Annotated in this window: 18 protein-coding genes and 3 pseudogenes; 17 read left to right on the top strand and 4 right to left on the bottom strand. The window is 69.6% G+C overall.

The window, feature by feature from the left end; translation table 11 throughout:
• Positions 1-312 (top strand): hypothetical protein (locus ACWCQK_RS39975; RefSeq protein ID WP_451163878.1); only part of this gene is annotated, 312 nt, incomplete at its 5' end.
• A 231-nt stretch (positions 313-543) separates the two neighbouring features.
• Here the strand turns inward: ACWCQK_RS39975 and ACWCQK_RS39970 are convergent.
• Positions 544-1,622, bottom strand: a pseudogene (locus tag ACWCQK_RS39970) (alpha/beta fold hydrolase).
• 58 nt (positions 1,623-1,680) lie between these two features.
• Between ACWCQK_RS39970 and ACWCQK_RS39965 the strand changes: the two are divergent.
• From ACWCQK_RS39965 to ACWCQK_RS39955, 3 genes and pseudogenes are all read left to right on the top strand, one after another.
• Positions 1,681-2,058 (top strand): carboxylesterase family protein, encoded by a 378-nt coding sequence (locus tag ACWCQK_RS39965; RefSeq protein ID WP_451163876.1) that lies wholly within the window; start codon positions 1,681-1,683, stop codon positions 2,056-2,058.
• Positions 2,059-2,226: 168 nt separating this feature from the next.
• Positions 2,227-2,427 (top strand): hypothetical protein, encoded by a 201-nt coding sequence (locus ACWCQK_RS39960; protein WP_451163874.1) that lies wholly within the window; start codon positions 2,227-2,229, stop codon positions 2,425-2,427.
• Positions 2,424-3,335, top strand: a pseudogene (locus ACWCQK_RS39955) (IS5 family transposase). Before ACWCQK_RS39960 ends, ACWCQK_RS39955 begins: the two are co-directional and overlap by 4 nt.
• Positions 3,336-3,748: 413 nt before the next feature.
• On the opposite strand, the gene ku reads toward ACWCQK_RS39955, so the two are convergent.
• Complete coding sequence (gene ku / locus ACWCQK_RS39950) at positions 3,749-4,702, bottom strand: non-homologous end joining protein Ku (RefSeq protein WP_451163872.1); 954 nt, start codon at positions 4,700-4,702, stop codon at positions 3,749-3,751.
• Between the two features lie 233 nt (positions 4,703-4,935).
• On the opposite strand from ku, the gene ACWCQK_RS39945 reads away from it, so the two are divergent.
• From ACWCQK_RS39945 to ACWCQK_RS39935, 3 genes are all read left to right on the top strand, one after another.
• Positions 4,936-5,166, top strand: a complete 231-nt coding sequence (locus ACWCQK_RS39945; RefSeq protein ID WP_451163870.1) for a hypothetical protein — start codon at positions 4,936-4,938, stop codon at positions 5,164-5,166.
• On the top strand, positions 5,163-5,396 hold the full coding sequence (locus tag ACWCQK_RS39940; protein WP_451163868.1) for a LexA family protein: 234 nt from the start codon (positions 5,163-5,165) through the stop codon (positions 5,394-5,396). Before ACWCQK_RS39945 ends, ACWCQK_RS39940 begins: the two co-directional genes overlap by 4 nt.
• 446 nt (positions 5,397-5,842) lie before the next feature.
• The gene (locus ACWCQK_RS39935) at positions 5,843-6,214 is read left to right on the top strand and encodes an STAS domain-containing protein (protein ID WP_451163866.1); all 372 of its coding nucleotides are present in this window, start codon (positions 5,843-5,845) and stop codon (positions 6,212-6,214) included.
• A gap of 103 nt (positions 6,215-6,317) precedes the next feature.
• Here the strand turns inward: ACWCQK_RS39935 and ACWCQK_RS39930 are convergent, their stop codons facing one another.
• Positions 6,318-7,247, bottom strand: a complete 930-nt coding sequence (locus ACWCQK_RS39930; protein WP_451163864.1) for a GNAT family N-acetyltransferase — start codon at positions 7,245-7,247, stop codon at positions 6,318-6,320.
• Positions 7,248-7,709: 462 nt separating this feature from the next.
• Here ACWCQK_RS39930 and ACWCQK_RS39925 point away from each other — a divergent pair.
• The 7 genes and pseudogenes from ACWCQK_RS39925 to ACWCQK_RS39895 form a co-directional block, all read left to right on the top strand.
• Positions 7,710-7,931, top strand: a pseudogene (locus tag ACWCQK_RS39925) (transposase); the annotation flags it as partial.
• A gap of 1,622 nt (positions 7,932-9,553) precedes the next feature.
• The gene (locus ACWCQK_RS39920; protein ID WP_451163862.1) at positions 9,554-9,727 is read left to right on the top strand and encodes a hypothetical protein; all 174 of its coding nucleotides are present in this window, start codon (positions 9,554-9,556) and stop codon (positions 9,725-9,727) included.
• A 189-nt stretch (positions 9,728-9,916) separates the two neighbouring features.
• Positions 9,917-10,306 carry a hypothetical protein gene (locus ACWCQK_RS39915; RefSeq protein ID WP_451163860.1) on the top strand — a complete coding sequence of 130 codons (390 nt, stop codon included), beginning with the start codon at positions 9,917-9,919 and terminating at the stop codon, positions 10,304-10,306.
• A gap of 177 nt (positions 10,307-10,483) precedes the next feature.
• Positions 10,484-11,329, top strand: coding sequence for a hypothetical protein (locus ACWCQK_RS39910; RefSeq protein WP_451163858.1), 846 nt, complete (start codon positions 10,484-10,486; stop codon positions 11,327-11,329).
• Positions 11,313-11,678 (top strand): hypothetical protein, encoded by a 366-nt coding sequence (locus ACWCQK_RS39905; protein WP_451163856.1) that lies wholly within the window; start codon positions 11,313-11,315, stop codon positions 11,676-11,678. The genes ACWCQK_RS39910 and ACWCQK_RS39905 overlap by 17 nt, the downstream gene beginning before the upstream one ends.
• Before the next feature lie 257 nt (positions 11,679-11,935).
• Positions 11,936-12,424, top strand: a complete 489-nt coding sequence (locus ACWCQK_RS39900) for a hypothetical protein (RefSeq protein WP_451163854.1) — start codon at positions 11,936-11,938, stop codon at positions 12,422-12,424.
• A 628-nt stretch (positions 12,425-13,052) separates the two neighbouring features.
• The gene (locus ACWCQK_RS39895; RefSeq protein ID WP_451163852.1) at positions 13,053-13,766 is read left to right on the top strand and encodes a hypothetical protein; all 714 of its coding nucleotides are present in this window, start codon (positions 13,053-13,055) and stop codon (positions 13,764-13,766) included.
• Here ACWCQK_RS39895 and ACWCQK_RS39890 read toward each other — a convergent pair whose 3' ends face one another.
• On the bottom strand, positions 13,767-14,987 hold the full coding sequence (locus tag ACWCQK_RS39890) for a YVTN family beta-propeller repeat protein (protein ID WP_451163850.1): 1,221 nt from the start codon (positions 14,985-14,987) through the stop codon (positions 13,767-13,769). It lies immediately after the preceding gene.
• A 216-nt stretch (positions 14,988-15,203) separates the two neighbouring features.
• Between ACWCQK_RS39890 and ACWCQK_RS39885 the strand changes: the two genes are divergently transcribed.
• The 3 genes from ACWCQK_RS39885 to ACWCQK_RS39875 all read left to right on the top strand — a co-directional run.
• Positions 15,204-15,797, top strand: coding sequence for a hypothetical protein (locus tag ACWCQK_RS39885; protein ID WP_451163848.1), 594 nt, complete (start codon positions 15,204-15,206; stop codon positions 15,795-15,797).
• Entirely contained in the window at positions 15,755-16,003 is a 249-nt protein-coding gene (locus ACWCQK_RS39880; RefSeq protein WP_451163846.1) for a hypothetical protein, read from the top strand. The genes ACWCQK_RS39885 and ACWCQK_RS39880 overlap by 43 nt, the downstream gene beginning before the upstream one ends.
• A gap of 152 nt (positions 16,004-16,155) precedes the next feature.
• Positions 16,156-16,456 (top strand): hypothetical protein (locus tag ACWCQK_RS39875; protein ID WP_451163844.1); only part of this gene is annotated, 301 nt, incomplete at its 3' end.

The following is a 16,456-nucleotide window of genomic DNA, read 5'->3' as shown; positions in this document are numbered from 1 at the left end:
GGCCGCCTGCGCCTGCCCCCAGGCCGTGTCAGCGCCAAGGCCACAGCGCTGCCGCCCACCGCGCTGGAGGCAATCGGCGCTGACGTCAGTACCGAGGAAGCCGTCGCCTACAACCGCAGCCGGGTCGCCACCGCAACCGCCCTCACTCTCTACCGCAGCGGCTACAGCCTGCCGATGCCCGACAGCCAACTGGACGCCGCCGTGCACGCCCTCGGCTTCCCCCGCTCCGTGCCGAGCCCACAGACCCGCGCGGCCATCCCCGCCGCCCTCGCCGTCCTGGAAAGCGACCACACCGTCACCCTCATCAACTGAGCAGCCGACCGCCCCGCCCACAGGCCGGCCCCTGTCAGATGGCCCGCGCCGCAAGGAGAACCGGTGTTCCTCGTCGTCCCCGACCCCGCGCACGGACTCGTCGCCGCTCCTCAGTCCACTCTTGACCTCACGCCCACAACCGAAGACGCCCTCACCGCCCAGGGCTTCACCGCGCCCCGCAGCGGCCTCCTCTGCGGCGGAGCGCGGCCGCCGCCGGTACGTGCGGCTCGGTCAGGAGCGCGCCATGCGGTCGGCTTCCAGGACTGCCTGAGCGAAAACTTCGGGCGCCTCCTGCGGAACGTTGTGCCCGATGCCCTTGAGCGTGCGGTGGACGTACGGGCCGCTGTACTTGTCGCGGTAGGAGGCGTCGCCGCCGGGCGGTGTGAAGGGATCCAGCTCGCCGTCGAGCCCGACGGTGGGCACACGGATGGAGGGTCCCTGGGCCAGTCGTGCCTCCAGGTCGGCATACCGCGGGTCGCCGGAGGCGAGTTCGAGCCGCCAGCGGTAGTTGCTGATCACGACGGGCACGTAGTCGGGGTTGTCGAACGCCTTGGCCGTGCGGTCGAAGGTGGCGTCGCTGAAGTGCCAGGTTGGCGAGGCGTTGCGCCAGACGAGCTTGGCGAGATCGTGCCAGTACTCCTTCAGGCCCCGCTCGCCCCGGTCGGTGCAGAAGTAGTACTGGTACCAGAACGCGTACTCCTTGGCCGGGGGCGCCGGCTGGCGCAATGCCTTCCGGTTGAGGATGAGGTAACCGCCCATGGAGACCAGGGCCTTGCAGCGTTCGGGCCACTGCGCGGCGATGATGATTCGGCGGTGCGTCCGCCCCAGTCGAAGCCGGCGATGACGGCCCGCTCGATGTGCAGCGCGTCCATGAGCGCGATGGTGTCCGACGCGACGGCCGCCTGTTCGCCGTTGCGCAGCGTCTTCGGGGAGAGGAAGGTGGTCGTCCCGTAGCCGCGCAGGTAAGGGACGATGACGCGGTAGCCGTGCACGGTGAGCAACGGCGTCGCCTTCTCATAGCTGTGGATGTCGTACGGCCAGCCATGCAGCAGGAGCACCACCGGACCGTGGGCAGGCCCCGCCTCGGCGTAGCCGACGTTCAGCTCCCCTGCGCGGATCTGCTTCAGCATGCCGAAGGAGGGCCCGGCAGACGCCTCGGTCTCCGCGGCGGCTGCCTCTGCGCCGGTAGGGCCACCGGTAGCGGCTGTCGCCGGAGCTGCGCAAGCGCTGTGCGCCCCCGCCACCGAGGTCGCCGCGACGCCGGTCGCGGCGACGCCCACGGCCTTGCCGAAAGCTCGCCTGTCCATCATCCGGGAACCTCCCGTCATGTCCGATCAAGGCTGAAGCCGAAAACAATCGTAGGTGCGGGTGAACGAGCCCGCCCGTCGGACGATCACGCCGTCGGCGCGCCCACGCCCGCCGGTAATCGTGTGGTTCCACGGCGGCGGCCTGGGTCACCGGCGCGGGCCGGGACTACGACGCGGCCAAGCTCGCGGCACAGGGCAGCGTGGTCGTCACGTCAACTACCGGCTCGGCGCAGTCAACATCCTCGCCCACCCCGCGCTGGCCTCACATGACGGGTCGGCCGGCAACTACGGCCTGCTGGACCAGCAGGCGGCCCTGCGCTGGGTCCAGCACAACATCGGCCGCTTCGGCGGCAACCCGCACAACGTCACCATCGCCGGCGAGTCCGCCGGCGGCGAATCGGTCCTCGCCCAGCTCACTGGCCCGCTAGGGCCTGTCTGACAAATGATCACCGAGCGGGGATGTGGTGCTCGGTCCAATTGCCTTGCCGTCCTGACGCTGGCCAGCGATTCTGTGCCGGTGCCAGGACAGGGGAAAAGAAGGCGGCGACAAGAGGCCGAGAGGCAGCGGCTTGCTGCTCGCACTGCACCGAACGTGGGGCGGTGGGAAGTGTTCTTTGAGACTCGGGACAAGGCGGAGTTGCGCGCGCACCTGCGCCGCCTTCGGGAGGCACGAATCGACGGCTCGATGATCCGGATCGACACGCTGTGCGGCCGCCTGGCGCTGCCGACCACCTACCAGCTGAGCCGGTTCGTGGCGGACCCCGCGTGCGAGTCCGATCACGAGCACTCCGACTCATTGATCTTGTGACAGGTCGAGGTGAGTTGACGGATACGGCGTGGGAGCGGATAGAGCCGCTGCTGCCGCAGGTGGACGGGCGTGGCCGTCCGTGGCGTGATCACCGTCAGGTGGTCAACGGTGTTCTGTGGCGGCTGCGGACCGGGGCGCCCTGGCGCGATCTTCCCAAGCGGTACGGGCCGTGGCAGACCGTCTACGAGCGGTTCGCCCGCTGGGAGGCGGACGGGACGTGGGTGAAGCTACTGGAGCACGTCCAGGTCCGTGATGACGCGGTGGGCCGGGTGGAATGGACCGTCTCGGTCGACTCCACCGTCAACCGGGCCCACCAGCACGCAGCCGGCGCCCGTAAAAAGGGGATGCAGACGGGGACGAACTGGAAGATCCGGGCCGCTCGCAGGCGCGCCAGGCCCTCGGCCGGTCCCGAGGCGGGCTGACCACCAAAGCCCACCTCGCCGTCGACGGCCGGGGCCTGCCCATGTCGATCGTGCTCACGCCCGGCAACGTCAATGACGCCACCGCGTTCGGCCAGATCCTCGATGGGATCTGTGTCCCGCGCGCATCAAGGAGCCGCCCGCGCACGACACCCGAGCGCGTGCTGGGCGACAAGGCGTACTCCAGCAGGGCGATCCGCCGCCTGCTGCGGCGCCGGGGCATCGTCGCCACGATCCCCGAGCGCCGCGACCAGGCGGCCAACCGCCGACGACGCGGGGCCCTCGGCGGCAGACCACCCACCTTCGACAAGGTCGTCTACCGCGACCGCAACGTAGTCGAACGATGCTTTGCCCGTCTCAAGCAGTTCCGCGCGATCGCGACCCGGTTCGACAAGCTCGCCGACCGCTACCGTGCCGGAGTTGTCCTGGCTTCCTTGATTCTCTGGCTCCGCGAGCCCGCCAGATGATCATTTGTCAGACAGGCCCTAGCCGCCCCCGGACAGCACACGGCCCGACGCTGCCTGGCGCCCGCCTCCGGGCCGGCGCCAGGCAGTGCCCCCAGCGCAGCCGCCCTTTCCGCCGCCCCATTGTCCGTATCCCTTCCCGCACTTCTTCGTGGGCAGCGCCGCGGGCGGACATCGCCCGCGGTGGCCCCAGCCTCGTGTCCGCCTGTATCCGAAGGAGATCCGCTGTGCACGGGAAGTTCGCCGTTCGTCCGAGTCGCACGTCCGCTGCCCTACCGGCCGGCGCCGCGGGGGCGGCGGTGCCGACCCTGGCGGCCACGGTTGCGGCCAACGGCGCGAAGGCCGAACACCACGAGGGCGCAGGCCAAACACACGCTCGTGCACGGCGCGTTCGCGGACGGATGCCCGGGCCGGAGCAGACGTCGGGCAGCGGAGGGTTCAGGCGGTGCGTGGCTTGCGGCCCGTGGCCGGCTTCGTCTGCTTGGCCGCAGCGGTCTTCTTCGCGGCGGCCTTTTGGGCCGGCTGCTTGCCCGTGGCCGTCTTCTTCGCGGCCGTCTTCCTGGCCGCGGCCTTCGGCTGCGCCAGCTCGTGCACCTGGGCCTCCCCTTCGTCCCGGGAGGCCTTCGCCTTGTCCACGGATTCTCTCAGGGCGGCCATCAGGTCGAGTACCTTGGCCGGCTCTTCCTGCGGGGGCAGTGAGGGAAGCGTCGTGTGCTCGCGTTTGGCGTCGATGACCTGCTCGAGCGCCTCGGTGTAGGTGTCGCGGAACTCCGGGCCCTCGAGGTCCTCGCGGGTCATGGTGTCCATCAGCGCCAGCGCGCCCTCGATCTCGGACTCGGACAGCTCGACCGCCGCGGGCAGCAGCTCGGAGGGGTCGCGGATCTCGTCGGGCCAGCGCATCGCGTGCAGCACCAGCACATCGCCGCGCACCCGCAGCAGGCCCAGGCGTTCGCGCCCGCTCCACGCGTACCTGGCGACCGCGACCTTCGCCGAGCGGCCCAGCGCCTGCACCAGCAGCTTGTAGGGCTTCGCCGCCACCGCGCCGTCGGCCTGCAGGTAGTAGCCCTCCCCGATCCGGATCGGGTCGACCGAGTCCAGCGGCACGAACCCGGCGATCTCGATCGCCTTCGCCGTCGGCAGCGGAAGATTCGCCAGCTCCTCGTCGGCGATGGGAATCACCTGCGTCTTCGACAGCTCGTAGCCCTTGCCGATCTCCGCCGCTGTCACCTCACGGTCTTCGATCTCGCAGAACTTGCGCACCCGCACCCGGCCCATGTCCTCAAGGTGGTATTGGTGAAACCGCACGGAGTGGTCCTCCGTCGCACCGACCACATGGACTGGCACCGTGACCAGGCCGAAACTGATGGCACCGGACCAGATCGTTCGGGGCATGGCAGACCTCCACGAGACACCCCGAGCTCCCCCAGCGTAAGAGCCCCACCCACCGCGGGCACGGTTCGCGACAAGCCCAGGCCGGAGCGGCGGGGTGACCGGCACGGCCCCCGGCTCGTTGACACAGCGCCCCAAACCGGGCCCCGGGGCCTGACTCCCCGGAGAAGGAAGATCTTCGCAGTTCGGGCGCTTCGCTTTGCCCAGAAAATCGAACAGGTGCTCTAATCGTGGGTATGGATGCCTCCCCCTTCCCCTACGATCTCGTCCAGGCCCAGACCGCCTGGTACGCCACGTACCGGGCCCTCGCCCACACCCCGGCCGCCCACGGCACCGCCGCACAGCGGCGGCGTCTGCAGAGACTGTCTTGGCAGATCGCCGCTCACCCGTACTGGCAGGGTCCGGCAGGGACGCCGGCAGCCCGCATGGCACTCAAGGAACTCGCCCGGCAGCAGGCCGACGCATGACGTCCGGTGCCGAGCGGCAGCCCGCGTCCGAGCGGCGCGGGGCGCTGCTGCGCGCCCACCGGGAATGGGTCGCCGCTCACGGCGAAGACCCCTCGGTACGCGAGCTCGCCGACGCGGTCGGGCTGTCCCCGTCGACGGTGAGCCACCACCTGACCCGGATGAGGGCCGCCGGCACCGAGATCGCGACACGGGGGTGGCGCAGCCGACGGTGTCCGCACTGCGGGCGCTGACCGTCCCGTGACGGTGCGGGGTCTGGCGTCGTTGACAGAGCACCCCCCGATCCGGGCCTGCAGGGACTCCTCACCCTGCAGGCCCGGTGAGGCCCCCGGGCGCTCCCCTCCTGAGCCATCTGGGGAATCGGCGGCCGGTGTCGCCAGGAGAGCGTGCTTCCCGCGTGCGGGCGGGACCTACGCTCTGTCTGCGGCCACCGCGCTGGTCTTCCGCCTTCGCCCCCCACGTTGATCACCGGTGGCCGCATCCCGCCCTCGCCAGGCCGCTCGGCCAGCAACCTGCGCAGGTCCGCAGCGCATCCAGCGTCCGTGAACGGTCGTGTCGCAGCAGTACAACCCGTGGGTCAGGCTGCGTGCGTCAGCACCGTTGACGGTATGCACCGGTCGGGGCAGCGGGCAGAATGACCCGGTCCAGGACAGACCGCGAATCGAGAGCCGAGGCGACCGTGACCGACAGCACGAACGCGGGCGGACCGCCCGGGCTGGTCATCGGCCGCCGCGTGGCCGGCGGCATCCGCGTCGTGACCGTGCGCGGCGCGCTCGACTGCGACGTCAAGGACGCTTTCAGCAACGCCCTGCTCTCCCCGGACACCGCGACAGCACCGCTGCGGATCGTGGTCGACCTCAGCGGCGTGACCTTCATGGACTCCGGCGGCCTCAACGCCCTCATCACCGCCCACCACCGGGCCAGCAATGAGCAGGGATGGCTACGCCTCGCCGCCGTCCCCAAGCCCGTCCTGCACCTGCTCGAGGTCACCGGCATCGACACCCTCATCCCCTGCCACCCCACCACCGAACACGCCCTGACCACACCCTGACCACCGCCTGCAACTCGCGGTCGGCCCCGAGCCCATGGCCGAGCTTCCGTGAGTAGGTGTTCTTCTTCCTCCCAGCTATCACCGGCAGAACGGGTTCTGCGGATCAGCTCCCTGACGGCAGCTGCGCCTCGCGTCGGTCGTGTTCCTCACCGGCTTCCGGCATGTCGAAGGAGAACTTGTATCCAGTGAAGTCGGCCAGGTGGACATATCCGATGCGCTGATAGAGGGCGTTGCTGGTGGGGTTGGCCGGGTCCGTGAACAGGACGACGTCCGTCGCGCCTGCGGCCAGCGCAGCCCTGCTCACCTCGACCGTCACGGCGCCCGCATAGCCGCGGCCCCGGAGGTGAGCCGGGGTGTAGACGGGGTCCACCCGGACCATGCCACCGACGATCGAGGTCGCGGCCGCCATGGAGACGGGAGCGCCGTCCGGGCTCTCCCAGAACGTGAAGTGTCTGTCGCCGAAGCGCGAGTCGGCCCAGGAACCGGCGTCGATCAAGTCGATGGACGGCTGCTCCCCGACAACGACGCAGAACTCACGACACCAGCGCACGACTTGTTCGTGGTCCCTTTCACCCGTGACGCGACCCCGGCCCTCCGGGAATGGCTGTGGCGGGGTGAGCAGGCCGAGACGGTAAAGATGCGTTCGCCAGAAGGGGGCTGGCACTGCGCCCGTGTGCCGTTGCCATGCATCCGCGAAGGCGGTGGCGGTGTCGTGGTCCGCGAGGACACCGGAAGGGGAGTGGCCGAGGCCGACCAGGTGAGCCGCGAGGGTGCCGGCCTGCTCGGCAGAGAGGGGAGTGACCCACAGGTATCCGCGCGGCGTGCGATAAAAGATGGCGCACACCTCGCCTCCTGACTCCAGTCGCCCGAAGATGGCGGCTTCGCCACCATGCGGGCCAGTCCCGCGTGTCCGCAGTTTCTCGATGTCCGTCAGCGGCGTGTTGTGCAGGGCGGGCCGCGAGCGCAGGAAGTCTCCGGCTCGGGCGAGGAAGTCGTCGACGTCTTCAGTGAGTTGCCAGTCATCCGGGAGCATGGTTCATGATCCCGGATGTACTCGACTCCGGGTAACACTTTGCTCAGAGGTGCATCGTCGCCACGACTGATGCAACGCCTACCAGCCACGTGACGTAGCTCCTCCTGATCAGGCACGAGTTTCCCTTGTCCACTGGCTGGTCCGCGGGCCTTTGCTGAAGCCTCCGCCACCGCCGTGACCTGCACCGACCCGAGCCCAACACTGCCTCCGCCGTCATTGGCTTCGTCGATGAGACGGAACACCGCATGTCGATGAGTCCTGACCAGCGGTTCCTGTTTCGTGAGGCGGAGAATTGTCGGGGTGCTGAGTCATGTGCCCAGTCGGGTACGAAGTGACGTGCTCAGCGGCTGGGGTGGTCGCGGGAAGCCATCGAGCTCAAGAGGTAGTGGCGGGACGGTGGTAACCGATCCGGCAGCGTGTGGACCAGGAGCTGGCGGGCCGGAGTCGTTCACCGCTCGCGCGAGCGTCAACACCCGCATCGACAGAGCCGTCCGCGCCCGCGGGCACTTCCCCAACGAGGCCGCCGCCCTCAAAGGCATCTACATGGCGCTGATGAGTTTGGACCCGACGGGGAAGGGCCGCAAGCGGTGGACCATGCGCTGGAAGGCACCCCTCAACGCGTTCCAGATCGCCTTCGAGGGCCCGCCTGACTCCGAGCAACAACTGACCACTCAACAACCATGATCAGCCGCTGAATTGACACGCCCGTTACGGACCGCTGCTTCGCTTCCCCTATGAAGGGCTGTCGATACTGGGCGTCGACGCCGGGCGTTCCCCCCGACGCCGCCAGTCTGCTACCGGGCCTCCTGGCAGTTACCCCGACCAGACTCCCACCGGCAGGCGACAACGAGCCTACGACTAAAGGTCACTTACAACATCAAGACCGCCGGTCTGCTGGGCGCGCGAACGATCGAGGCTAATCACAATACCGGTAACTTAGAGCTTTGGTATGCGTTTGACCCGTTTGGGTTTGGTGGCGCCAACGAGTGTGATGGCCGCGGTGGTTGGGTGGCCTGCAGCCCGGTGGGCGGCGCGTTGAGGGGCCAGCCGGCGACTTTCCGTTTGATGACACGTGAATCGACCCGGCGCCGTCGGGGAGGCAGGGGACGTTCGAGGAGCTCAATGTGGGTGGCTTTGATGGCGCGGGCGAGTCGGCCGGGGGGAAAGTGCCGCCTGGTCGGTGACCTGGCGGCGCACGACGCGCAGTGAGCGGGTGAAGGAGATCCGGTCGGGGTCCCGGTCGCTTTGTCGTGCGGCCTGGTGCATCAGGTGCCGGATGGCGTGGTGGACGAGCAGGAAGCCGTAAAGTTCCTGGTCAGCGCCGTCGGGGTGTTGCGAACGCAGTACCAGGTGCGATCCGCCGAGGTGGGTTTGATCTCGTCGAGGGTGGAGTCGAACTCCCACCGCTGGGCGTAGAGGGCGGCCAATTCCGCAGCCGGGGCCTTGTCCGGGTCGAGGATCGTGGTTACGAGCCGTCCGACAACTGCTCGACCACCGGCAGCACGAGGTCTTTGCGGACCCGCCACAGCAGGTCCGCCCCCCCCTGGCCGCGGCTGTGCGCCACAGGTCCACGCCGTAGAAGCCACGGTCGGCCAGCAGCAGCATCCCCTGCCTCAGGGACGATAGGACCGCCCGAGCCAGAGTCTGTTCTCCGGTGCGCAGTGCTCCGATCGCAGCGTCGAAGACGGCGTGCGTGCCGCCTCTTCCCTTGGTGCGCCGGTCTCATCCGGCGCCGAGCGCGGAGGCCCAGCCGACGCGCAACAGACACCAGTTCGCTCGATCCCCCGGCGGCACGCCCCCACCCCGCCCCGCCCGTCCCCTTCACCTTCTTTCTTCCTGGCCCTGGGGCGCGAGGGGGGGTGCAGAGGGGGATGTCGGCAGACTGACCATGCGATAGAGGCTTGTTGACCTGCGGGGGAACGGGCGCAGGCTGTCAGGTCGCGCAACGCTTGTCGCAACTCATGATGCAACATCAGGGCGCAACGCTTCGCGCAACATCTCTCGCAGGTGTAGGTGCAGCTTGGGTTCCGATCATTCTTATGACGGACTAGTATGTGAGTTGCAGGGGATCCTCCACACACGCAGTGATCAGCGATCGAAGGGGAGGACGTGGAAATCCAGATCTCCAGCGATATCGTCCGCAGGGTGCACGGGGGCAGGAACGCGCCCATGACCGGTACTGCCATTCAGGCCCGCACGATCGCGAACTTCCTTCCGCTGTTATGCCAGCGGGCGGGTGCGAACATCGTGCACAACGTCGATGCGATTACACGGGCATTCGCTTCGACACCAAGGTTGGTCCGGTCGTGCTGGAAATCCCGGTGAACGACGGCCTGTACCGGCTCGTTCACGAACTCCCGGAGCGGGACGCGCAGGGGCGGACCGAGGTGGAAATGCGCCGTTTCCCGCAGATCTACAAGCCGCAGGGCATCGCGCTCATCACCGCCGAATTCCTGTGCACGCGAGGGTTCCTCAGCTAGTGCGCCCCGGGAGTCCCCAGCCGGGGCACCCCCTCCACCGGACCACAGGAGAGAAAGGAGTCACCGTGGAGAACACGCGAATTGAGGTCGCCGGCGTCCCACTCACGGACGCGGAGCAGGAGCAGGAGCAGGCCACCTTACGCGCTGGCCCAGTTGGCACGCAGCGAGGGGGGCTCGGGTGCGTTGCGGGTGCCGCGTGAGCAGCTGGAGATGGTGCGGCCGTTCTTCGAGCTGGGTTGGGTGATGGGGGTGCGCACCGGTCACACCGGCCCGGCGCTGGTCGGTGTGCCGGTGGACCCGCACACGGTCGCGCGGGCGTTCGTGCTGCTGCCGGCGGAGCGGGTGGCGGATCCGATGGTGATCGCGGTTGCGCAGAGTCTGGACCCGCAGCATGCCGGGCCGGTTCTGTGGCAGAGGGTCGACTATCACGGCAGTGTGACCGGGCGTCACGTTCCTACTGGGTATGCGCGGTCCACGCGTACGCCGATCTGTTCGGTGAGGCGCCCGAGCTGCGTTACGACCTGTGTGAGGTGGACGGTGTCGCGCCGGTTGTCAGGAACGTGCGGCGGCGGAGTCTGACGCCGTTGCCCGAACATCGGTGGGTCGGGTAACCGCAGGTCGGGGGCGGGTTCTCACACACCCAACTCTACCTAGTATTGGAGTAGTTGGGGGTGGTGGCCCGCCCCCGCACCGCGGGAATCAACAGCTTCCGGGGGCGGCGACCCCGCCCCCGGACGGCGACGAAGGGGAATCCGCATGACTCAGCAGTTCGCCGAGCGCGCCACGAACGTGGCACCCACCGGCGCCCGCAACGCCGGCCTGCGCGACCTGGTCCACCTCCTGGAGGACCAGAACGGGCGCAAGTTGGACGTCGTCGCGCCGTCGACCGCGCTGCGCTTGCGTGAGGGGAACGTGCACATCGAGGGCGTCGAGTCGCTGCTCACCGAATCCGGCGTGAGCAAGGTCGACGGCATCTACCGGCCCACCGCCGTGGCCGACGAGGGAATCGCCGAGAAGCTGCACATCCCGCTCGCCTACCTGCGCCGCATGCGCGCCGAGAACGTCGCGCTGCTGGATCAGAACGTGAACGCGTGGCTGCGCCAGGACCCCGGGCGCAAGTTCATGGTCCGCGCGTTCCGGGGCGACCGCGGCGCCGGCCTGCCGCCGGCCGAGGGCGTGGCGCGCGCGGTGCTGTCGGACTCGTGCAAGCTCATCGACAATCTCGACATGCTGCTGGCGGCGCTGGACGGGGTGGCGCAGTCCGGCCATCCCGCCCGTGTCACGGGGTGCGATCTCACGGACCGGCGGATGTATGTGCGGGTGGAGTCCGAGGCGGTCGCCGTTCAGGCCCGTGCGCTGCTGCGCGGGTTCCGCTCCCCGTTCGACGGGCGCAGCGGTGACGAGCTGCCGATGATCTCCGCCGGGTTCGTCATCGCGAACAGCGAGGTCGGTTCGGGGGCGTACACGATCACCCCGCGCGCGGTCGTGCAGGTGTGCAGGTGTGCAGGTGTGCAGCAACGGGATGACGCAGACCAAGGACGTCATGCGTGCCGTGCACCTGGGCGGCAGGCAGGCGGAGGGGGTCGTGTCCTGGTCGGGTGAGACGCAGCGCAAGACGCTGGAGCTGATCTCGTCGAAGACGGCCGACGCCGTGCGTACGTTTCTGTCGCGGGAGTACGTCGAGGCGAAGGTGCGCGAGGCGGAGGCTGCCGCCGGTACGGTGCTGGCCGAGCCGGCGAAGACGATCGAGCACGTCACCAGGACGCTCAGCATCGGTGCCGAGGCGAAGGACATGATCCTGGCCCACTTCGTCCGGGGTGGTCAGATGACGGCCGGGGGTGTGATGCAGGCGATCACGTCGACCGCGCAGACCCTCACCGACGCCGACCATGCCGCCACGCTGGAAGCGCTCGCCCTGCCCGCGCTCACGGCCGCTGCCGCGCACGGCTGACAGGCCCCCGTGCGGGCCGGGAACCCCGAGCCCGGCCCGCACGGGTCCTTGCCCCGCCCGAGCGTCAGACGGGTGCGCTTCGCTCCCCCACGGGGCGCGGGGCGCGCCGGCCCCTCCGGTCGCGCCGCAGCCCTGTCGGGGCAGCGGGCGGCGTCTGCGCAGCCACGCCGCCCGCCGCCGCGCCGTCCCGCAGATCACGAGGACCCGGCGCCCACCGCCCCCTGCCCCTGCCCCTGCCCCTGCCCCTGGAGTCCCCCGTGCCCGCACGCCCGGAGTTCATCTACCCCGGTGACACCGCCGTCGCGGCCGCCTTGAGTCGCACCCTGACCACGCTCACCGCCCTGGTCCGGGCACTCGGCGACGGCGAACACACGCTCAGCCTCGTGGCACAGCGCACCGACGGCACGTTCGTCCGGGGACAGGCCGACCTCTCTGTCGGCACCGCCCCGCTGCGCATGGCAGTCCTGGACGAAGACGGCTTCTGCGCACTGCGCACCCTGCTGGTGTTCGCGCTGGAGGGCAGCACCGTCCGCCGCGCCGTCCTGGTCGCCACCACGGCCGCTGAGCCCCGCCCCCGCGCATGCGGCTGGACCCTGCACAGTGGATGGCTGCACCCCATGGACCCGGGCGAGCTCCGGCAGGCCATCGCTCCCTGCCCGGGCGTGCCCGCCGTGCAGCGGAAGGTCTACGCCGCCCCCGTGCTGCTGCAGCTCCCCGGCAGCAGCGAGGAGGCTCCCGGCGGCTGACACCCCGCCCTCACCGCGAGCAGCTTGTGCCGCAACACTCCTGCCAATACCCGGCACCCTGCGCACGCTCAGAGCCGAGAAGCGCTCGCCCGAGGTTCTTCCGCGGCCGCCGCTTTGGCGTGTAGCCGTGCGGCAAGGACCCCTCCCCTGACCAAGGGGAACGACCTGCGCCGGCACACGCCGCGACAGGCGGTAGCCCCGCGAACGCCGTTCCCGTCTCTCCCTTTCCTCGGGGGGACGGGAACGGCTCAACCGGCCGGAGCTCGGCCGGCCGAAGTGCCGTCCCGGCGCCCGCACCCTCAGCCCTTATCTGGGGTTGTCAAGAGAACGTGCAGGTCAGCGCGAGTTCGGCTGTTCAGGCAAGCGAGTCACGCAGCGCGAAGCAGGCTCCCTGACGGGCTTGTCGCGGAGTGGCTTTGTCCACGAGTTTCGACGGCAGTTGTTCACCAGCTCGGGAGGCAGGCGGATCGGACCTGAAGCCATGTTCATGAGAACGGGAGGCACCATGTCGTCCGGCCTCCTTGGGGTCACCGCGCTCCGTCCACGCCTCCGGTCATGGCCCTTCCGCCAAACCGTTTGATCGCCTCCAGCGCGGGGCGTCGTCATCCGGAACGTCCGGAGACGCGAAGTGGAAGGGCACCTGAAGGTGGCCAGCCAGCGCCCGGCCGGCGTCGGCGGCTGCAACACCAGGAGGAGGGCTGTCAGATCGGTGGTAGACGGTCGCCAGGTGGCCTTCCCCCTCCGGGGCGTCCAGGACCGCGACCAGGAGCACGAACCAGTCGTGGACTGTATCGCCGTCCCAGAGCGCTTCCACTGCTGCCACACGGCCGGGAAGAGCTGCGGCCCGGGCTGCGAGGGAGGGGAGGTCCAGCGGATCGGGCGGCGTGCGCTGTACGCGGTCGCCGAGAGCCTCGTATCGCGCGTGGACCACCCGCTCGGCTTCGTGCAGGCCGACCCCCAGGGGGCGCAGCGCCTCCCAGACGGACCTGACCGCCGGCAGTCGGCGGTCGCGCAGCACGTCAGCATCGACCTCACGGCAGGTCCGTTCACCCAGGTAGGCCCACCAGCCGCTCACTGGGCCACCAGCCGGGATCTCAGGGTGCGCGTCATGGGTTCGAACGTACGCCAGGACTCGGTGCCCGCCCCGGACGCCCTCTTGGTGGTGCTGTCGAATCTCGTGAACATTCCGCCCTGGTCTCGTGGGCTTCCCGCCGCCCGAATCGGTGTCGAAGTGCTGTCCGATCTCGTGGACAAAGCCACGCGGAGCGTCGAAAACGGGCCCCAGGCGTCGGTCGCTGCTGCGGCGAGGGACGTGCCGGGGCCCGTTTCTGGTGATCGTTGATCAGGTGTTGCAGCCGGTTCCGGTGGTGGGGTTGGTGCAGGCATTGTGGCCGGTTCCGCCGTTGTTGGTGTTGGTCCCGGGTCCGCCGTTGAGAGCGTCGTTACCGGGTCCGCCCTCGTTGGCGTCGTTGCCGTTGCCGCCGGTGAGAGCGTCGTTGCCGTTGCTGCCCTCGACGCGGTCGTTGCCGTCGCCGCCGAACAGCACGTCGTTGCCGTCGCCGCCGCAGATCAGGTCGTTGCCGCCGCGGCCGTCGACCACGTCGTTCCCGGCGAGAGCGAAGATCACGTCGTTGCCGGGGGTGCCGGTCAGGACGTCATTGCGGTTGGTGCCGGTGATGGTGGCCGTGGCGGTCGCGCAGGTCAGCGCCGGCTGGGGCACGACCCCGATCGCCACCCCGAACGGGAGGTCGTCGACGGGGATGGTGGCCACGACGGTGTTGGTGTTCGTGTTGATCACGGACACCGTGTCGTCGTTGGCGTCGGTGACGTAGGCGCGGGTGCCGTCCGGCAACACCGCCACCTCTCGAGGCGCATCGCCGACGGGGATGGTGGCCACGACGGTGTTGGTGTTCGTGTTGATCACGGACACCGTGTCGTCGTCGGCGTTGATGACGTAGGCGCGGGTGCCGTCCGGCGACACCGCCACTCCCTGGGGCGCATCGCCGACGGGGACGGTGGCCACGACCGTGTTCGTCGCCGTGTTGATCACGGACACCGAGTCGTCGTTGAAATTGGTGATGTAGGCGCGGGTGCCGTTCGGCGACACCGCCACCCCAATGGGAGCAGCGCCGACGGGGACGGTGGCGACGACGGTGTTGCTGTTCGTGCTGATCACGGACACCGTATGGGCGCTGAAGTTGGTGACGTAGGCGCGGGTGCCGTCCGGCGACACCGCCACCCCCAGGGGCTCAAGGCCGACGGGGACGGTGGCGACGACCGTGTCGGTCGCGGTGTTGATCACGGACACCGTGTCATCGGCGCGGTTGGTGACGTAGGCGCGGGTGCCGTTCGGCGACACCGCCACTTCCCACGGCGCATCGCCTACGGGAACCGTGACCACCACCGTGTTCGTCGCCGTGTTGATCACCGACACCGTGTCAGCGTTGAAGTTGGTGACGTAGGCGTAGGTGCCGGGCGGCACGGCCTGGGCGGGCTGCGGGGCCACCATGGGCAGGGCCAGGCCGGCCACTACGACGAGACCTGCCACCAGCGCCCGCAGCAACCCACCCCACCACGAGCGACGCACTCGAAGGCCAGGCGGCGCCGGCGACGGGAGGGCCTCCTGCGCGCCCACCCCTCTCACGGTTTGACAGATAGTCACAGCAATCCTCCCGACCGGACTGACAGAATCGAACGTATTATGACATTTCGTCATATTAGGTATGGCGGGGACACGCAAACGCCCTGGCCATGGGCCGGGGCGGTCGCCTGGACGTTCGTGCGCACCACCGCCCGCTGCGAGGCCGACGCCGTCGTGTTCGAGCTGACAGGGGCGATGCGCGGCCACGTGCACGTCACCGGCACCCACCACCCCCACCACTGGGACCAGTTCACCGCTGTACGCGCCTGTCTCGGCCCCGTCGACACCTTCCAGCCCGCCGCCGGCGCCGGCGCCACCGGCGGCGCCTTTCCGCGGCTCGCCCGGAGCCGTACCGGCTACCGCGGCAGCCTCACCCTCTACCGCGACGACACCGGCCTCACCACGCAGACGGTCTACCCGATGGAGTCCGCCGCCGGGCACCAGCCGTCGGACAAGACGGCAGCGACGCTCACCGCCGCCTTGCGCGCCTGCGCGCACCAGGTGCAGCAGGTGCAGCAGCGCGCGGACCTGCACGAGATCCTGGAGCTCTCGCGGGAGCAGGACACTCCCGCCCTGCTGCGATTCCTCACCTGGTCGACCGCCCACCACCACGCCCAGGCCACCCGCTACGAGAAATGGGCCCGGGCCGCCGGCCCCGAACGGCGCGCCGCCGTGGCCGCCGGTGGACCATGGCACGGCTGTTCACCGCTTCCCCGCACCCGGTCCTGCTGATGATGCTGGCCGACCTCCCTCACTCGGTACTGCCCGACTCGCTGGCCCGCACCGTCAAGGTCAGGCAGTGGTGGGGGCCCTACTGCCTCACCGAGGCCGCCGGCGAGTACGAACGCGCCCGCACCGCCCAAGCCGAAGCCGACTCCCTGCGCGCCCAGCAGCGCACCCGAGCCCGTCGCTCCTGCGCCCCGGACCGCGCCCGCTGACTCGGCGCCTGCAGCAACTACCGCAGAGAGAAAGACCAGGTCGGAGGCGGGTTCACGCCATCCGAAAAGTCACTATTATTAGTAGTGCGAGAGGGGGCGTCCCACCCCGACCCCGCCCCCTCTCGCACCCCGGACCAGCTGAAGAAGTCTTGATGCCGGGGACGTTCGCGTTCACCGCCCACCGCGGGTCGTTCGGCTGCCAGGTCCGCAACAGCCAGAAGCGCGGCACCTGTTACGGCATCGTCCGGTACAACCGACAGGTACGCCGGCGGGTTGCCGAGCAGCCCGGCGACCGCCCCGCCCGACGCCGTACCGCCGGGCATCGGCCACGTTCGGGCACAACACGTCGCAGCGCTGAGCCCAGCCGGGCCGTGTGCTCACCGACCACCGGCCCGTCATGGCAGGACAGCAGCCGCCAGAACAGTCCCGGACTGCACATCTACACCATCACGA

This window comes from Streptomyces sp. NPDC002306 (genome assembly GCF_053593435.1).
The sequence above is the reverse complement of the archived record's forward strand: the minus strand, read 5'-3'. Positions and strand labels throughout refer to the sequence as shown.

What these genes read in the sequence shown, in the direction of transcription:
- ku (WP_451163872.1), bottom strand. Translation starts at nt 4,702, where the DNA reads ATGCCCCGAACGATCTGGTCCGGTGCCATCAGTTTCGGCCTGGTCACG.
- ACWCQK_RS39945 (WP_451163870.1), top strand. Translation starts at nt 4,936, where the DNA reads ATGGATGCCTCCCCCTTCCCCTACGATCTCGTCCAGGCCCAGACCGCC.
- ACWCQK_RS39940 (WP_451163868.1), top strand. Translation starts at nt 5,163, where the DNA reads ATGACGTCCGGTGCCGAGCGGCAGCCCGCGTCCGAGCGGCGCGGGGCG.
- ACWCQK_RS39930 (WP_451163864.1), bottom strand. Translation starts at nt 7,247, where the DNA reads ATGCTCCCGGATGACTGGCAACTCACTGAAGACGTCGACGACTTCCTC.
- ACWCQK_RS39910 (WP_451163858.1), top strand. Translation starts at nt 10,484, where the DNA reads ATGACTCAGCAGTTCGCCGAGCGCGCCACGAACGTGGCACCCACCGGC.
- ACWCQK_RS39880 (WP_451163846.1), top strand. Translation starts at nt 15,755, where the DNA reads ATGGCACGGCTGTTCACCGCTTCCCCGCACCCGGTCCTGCTGATGATG.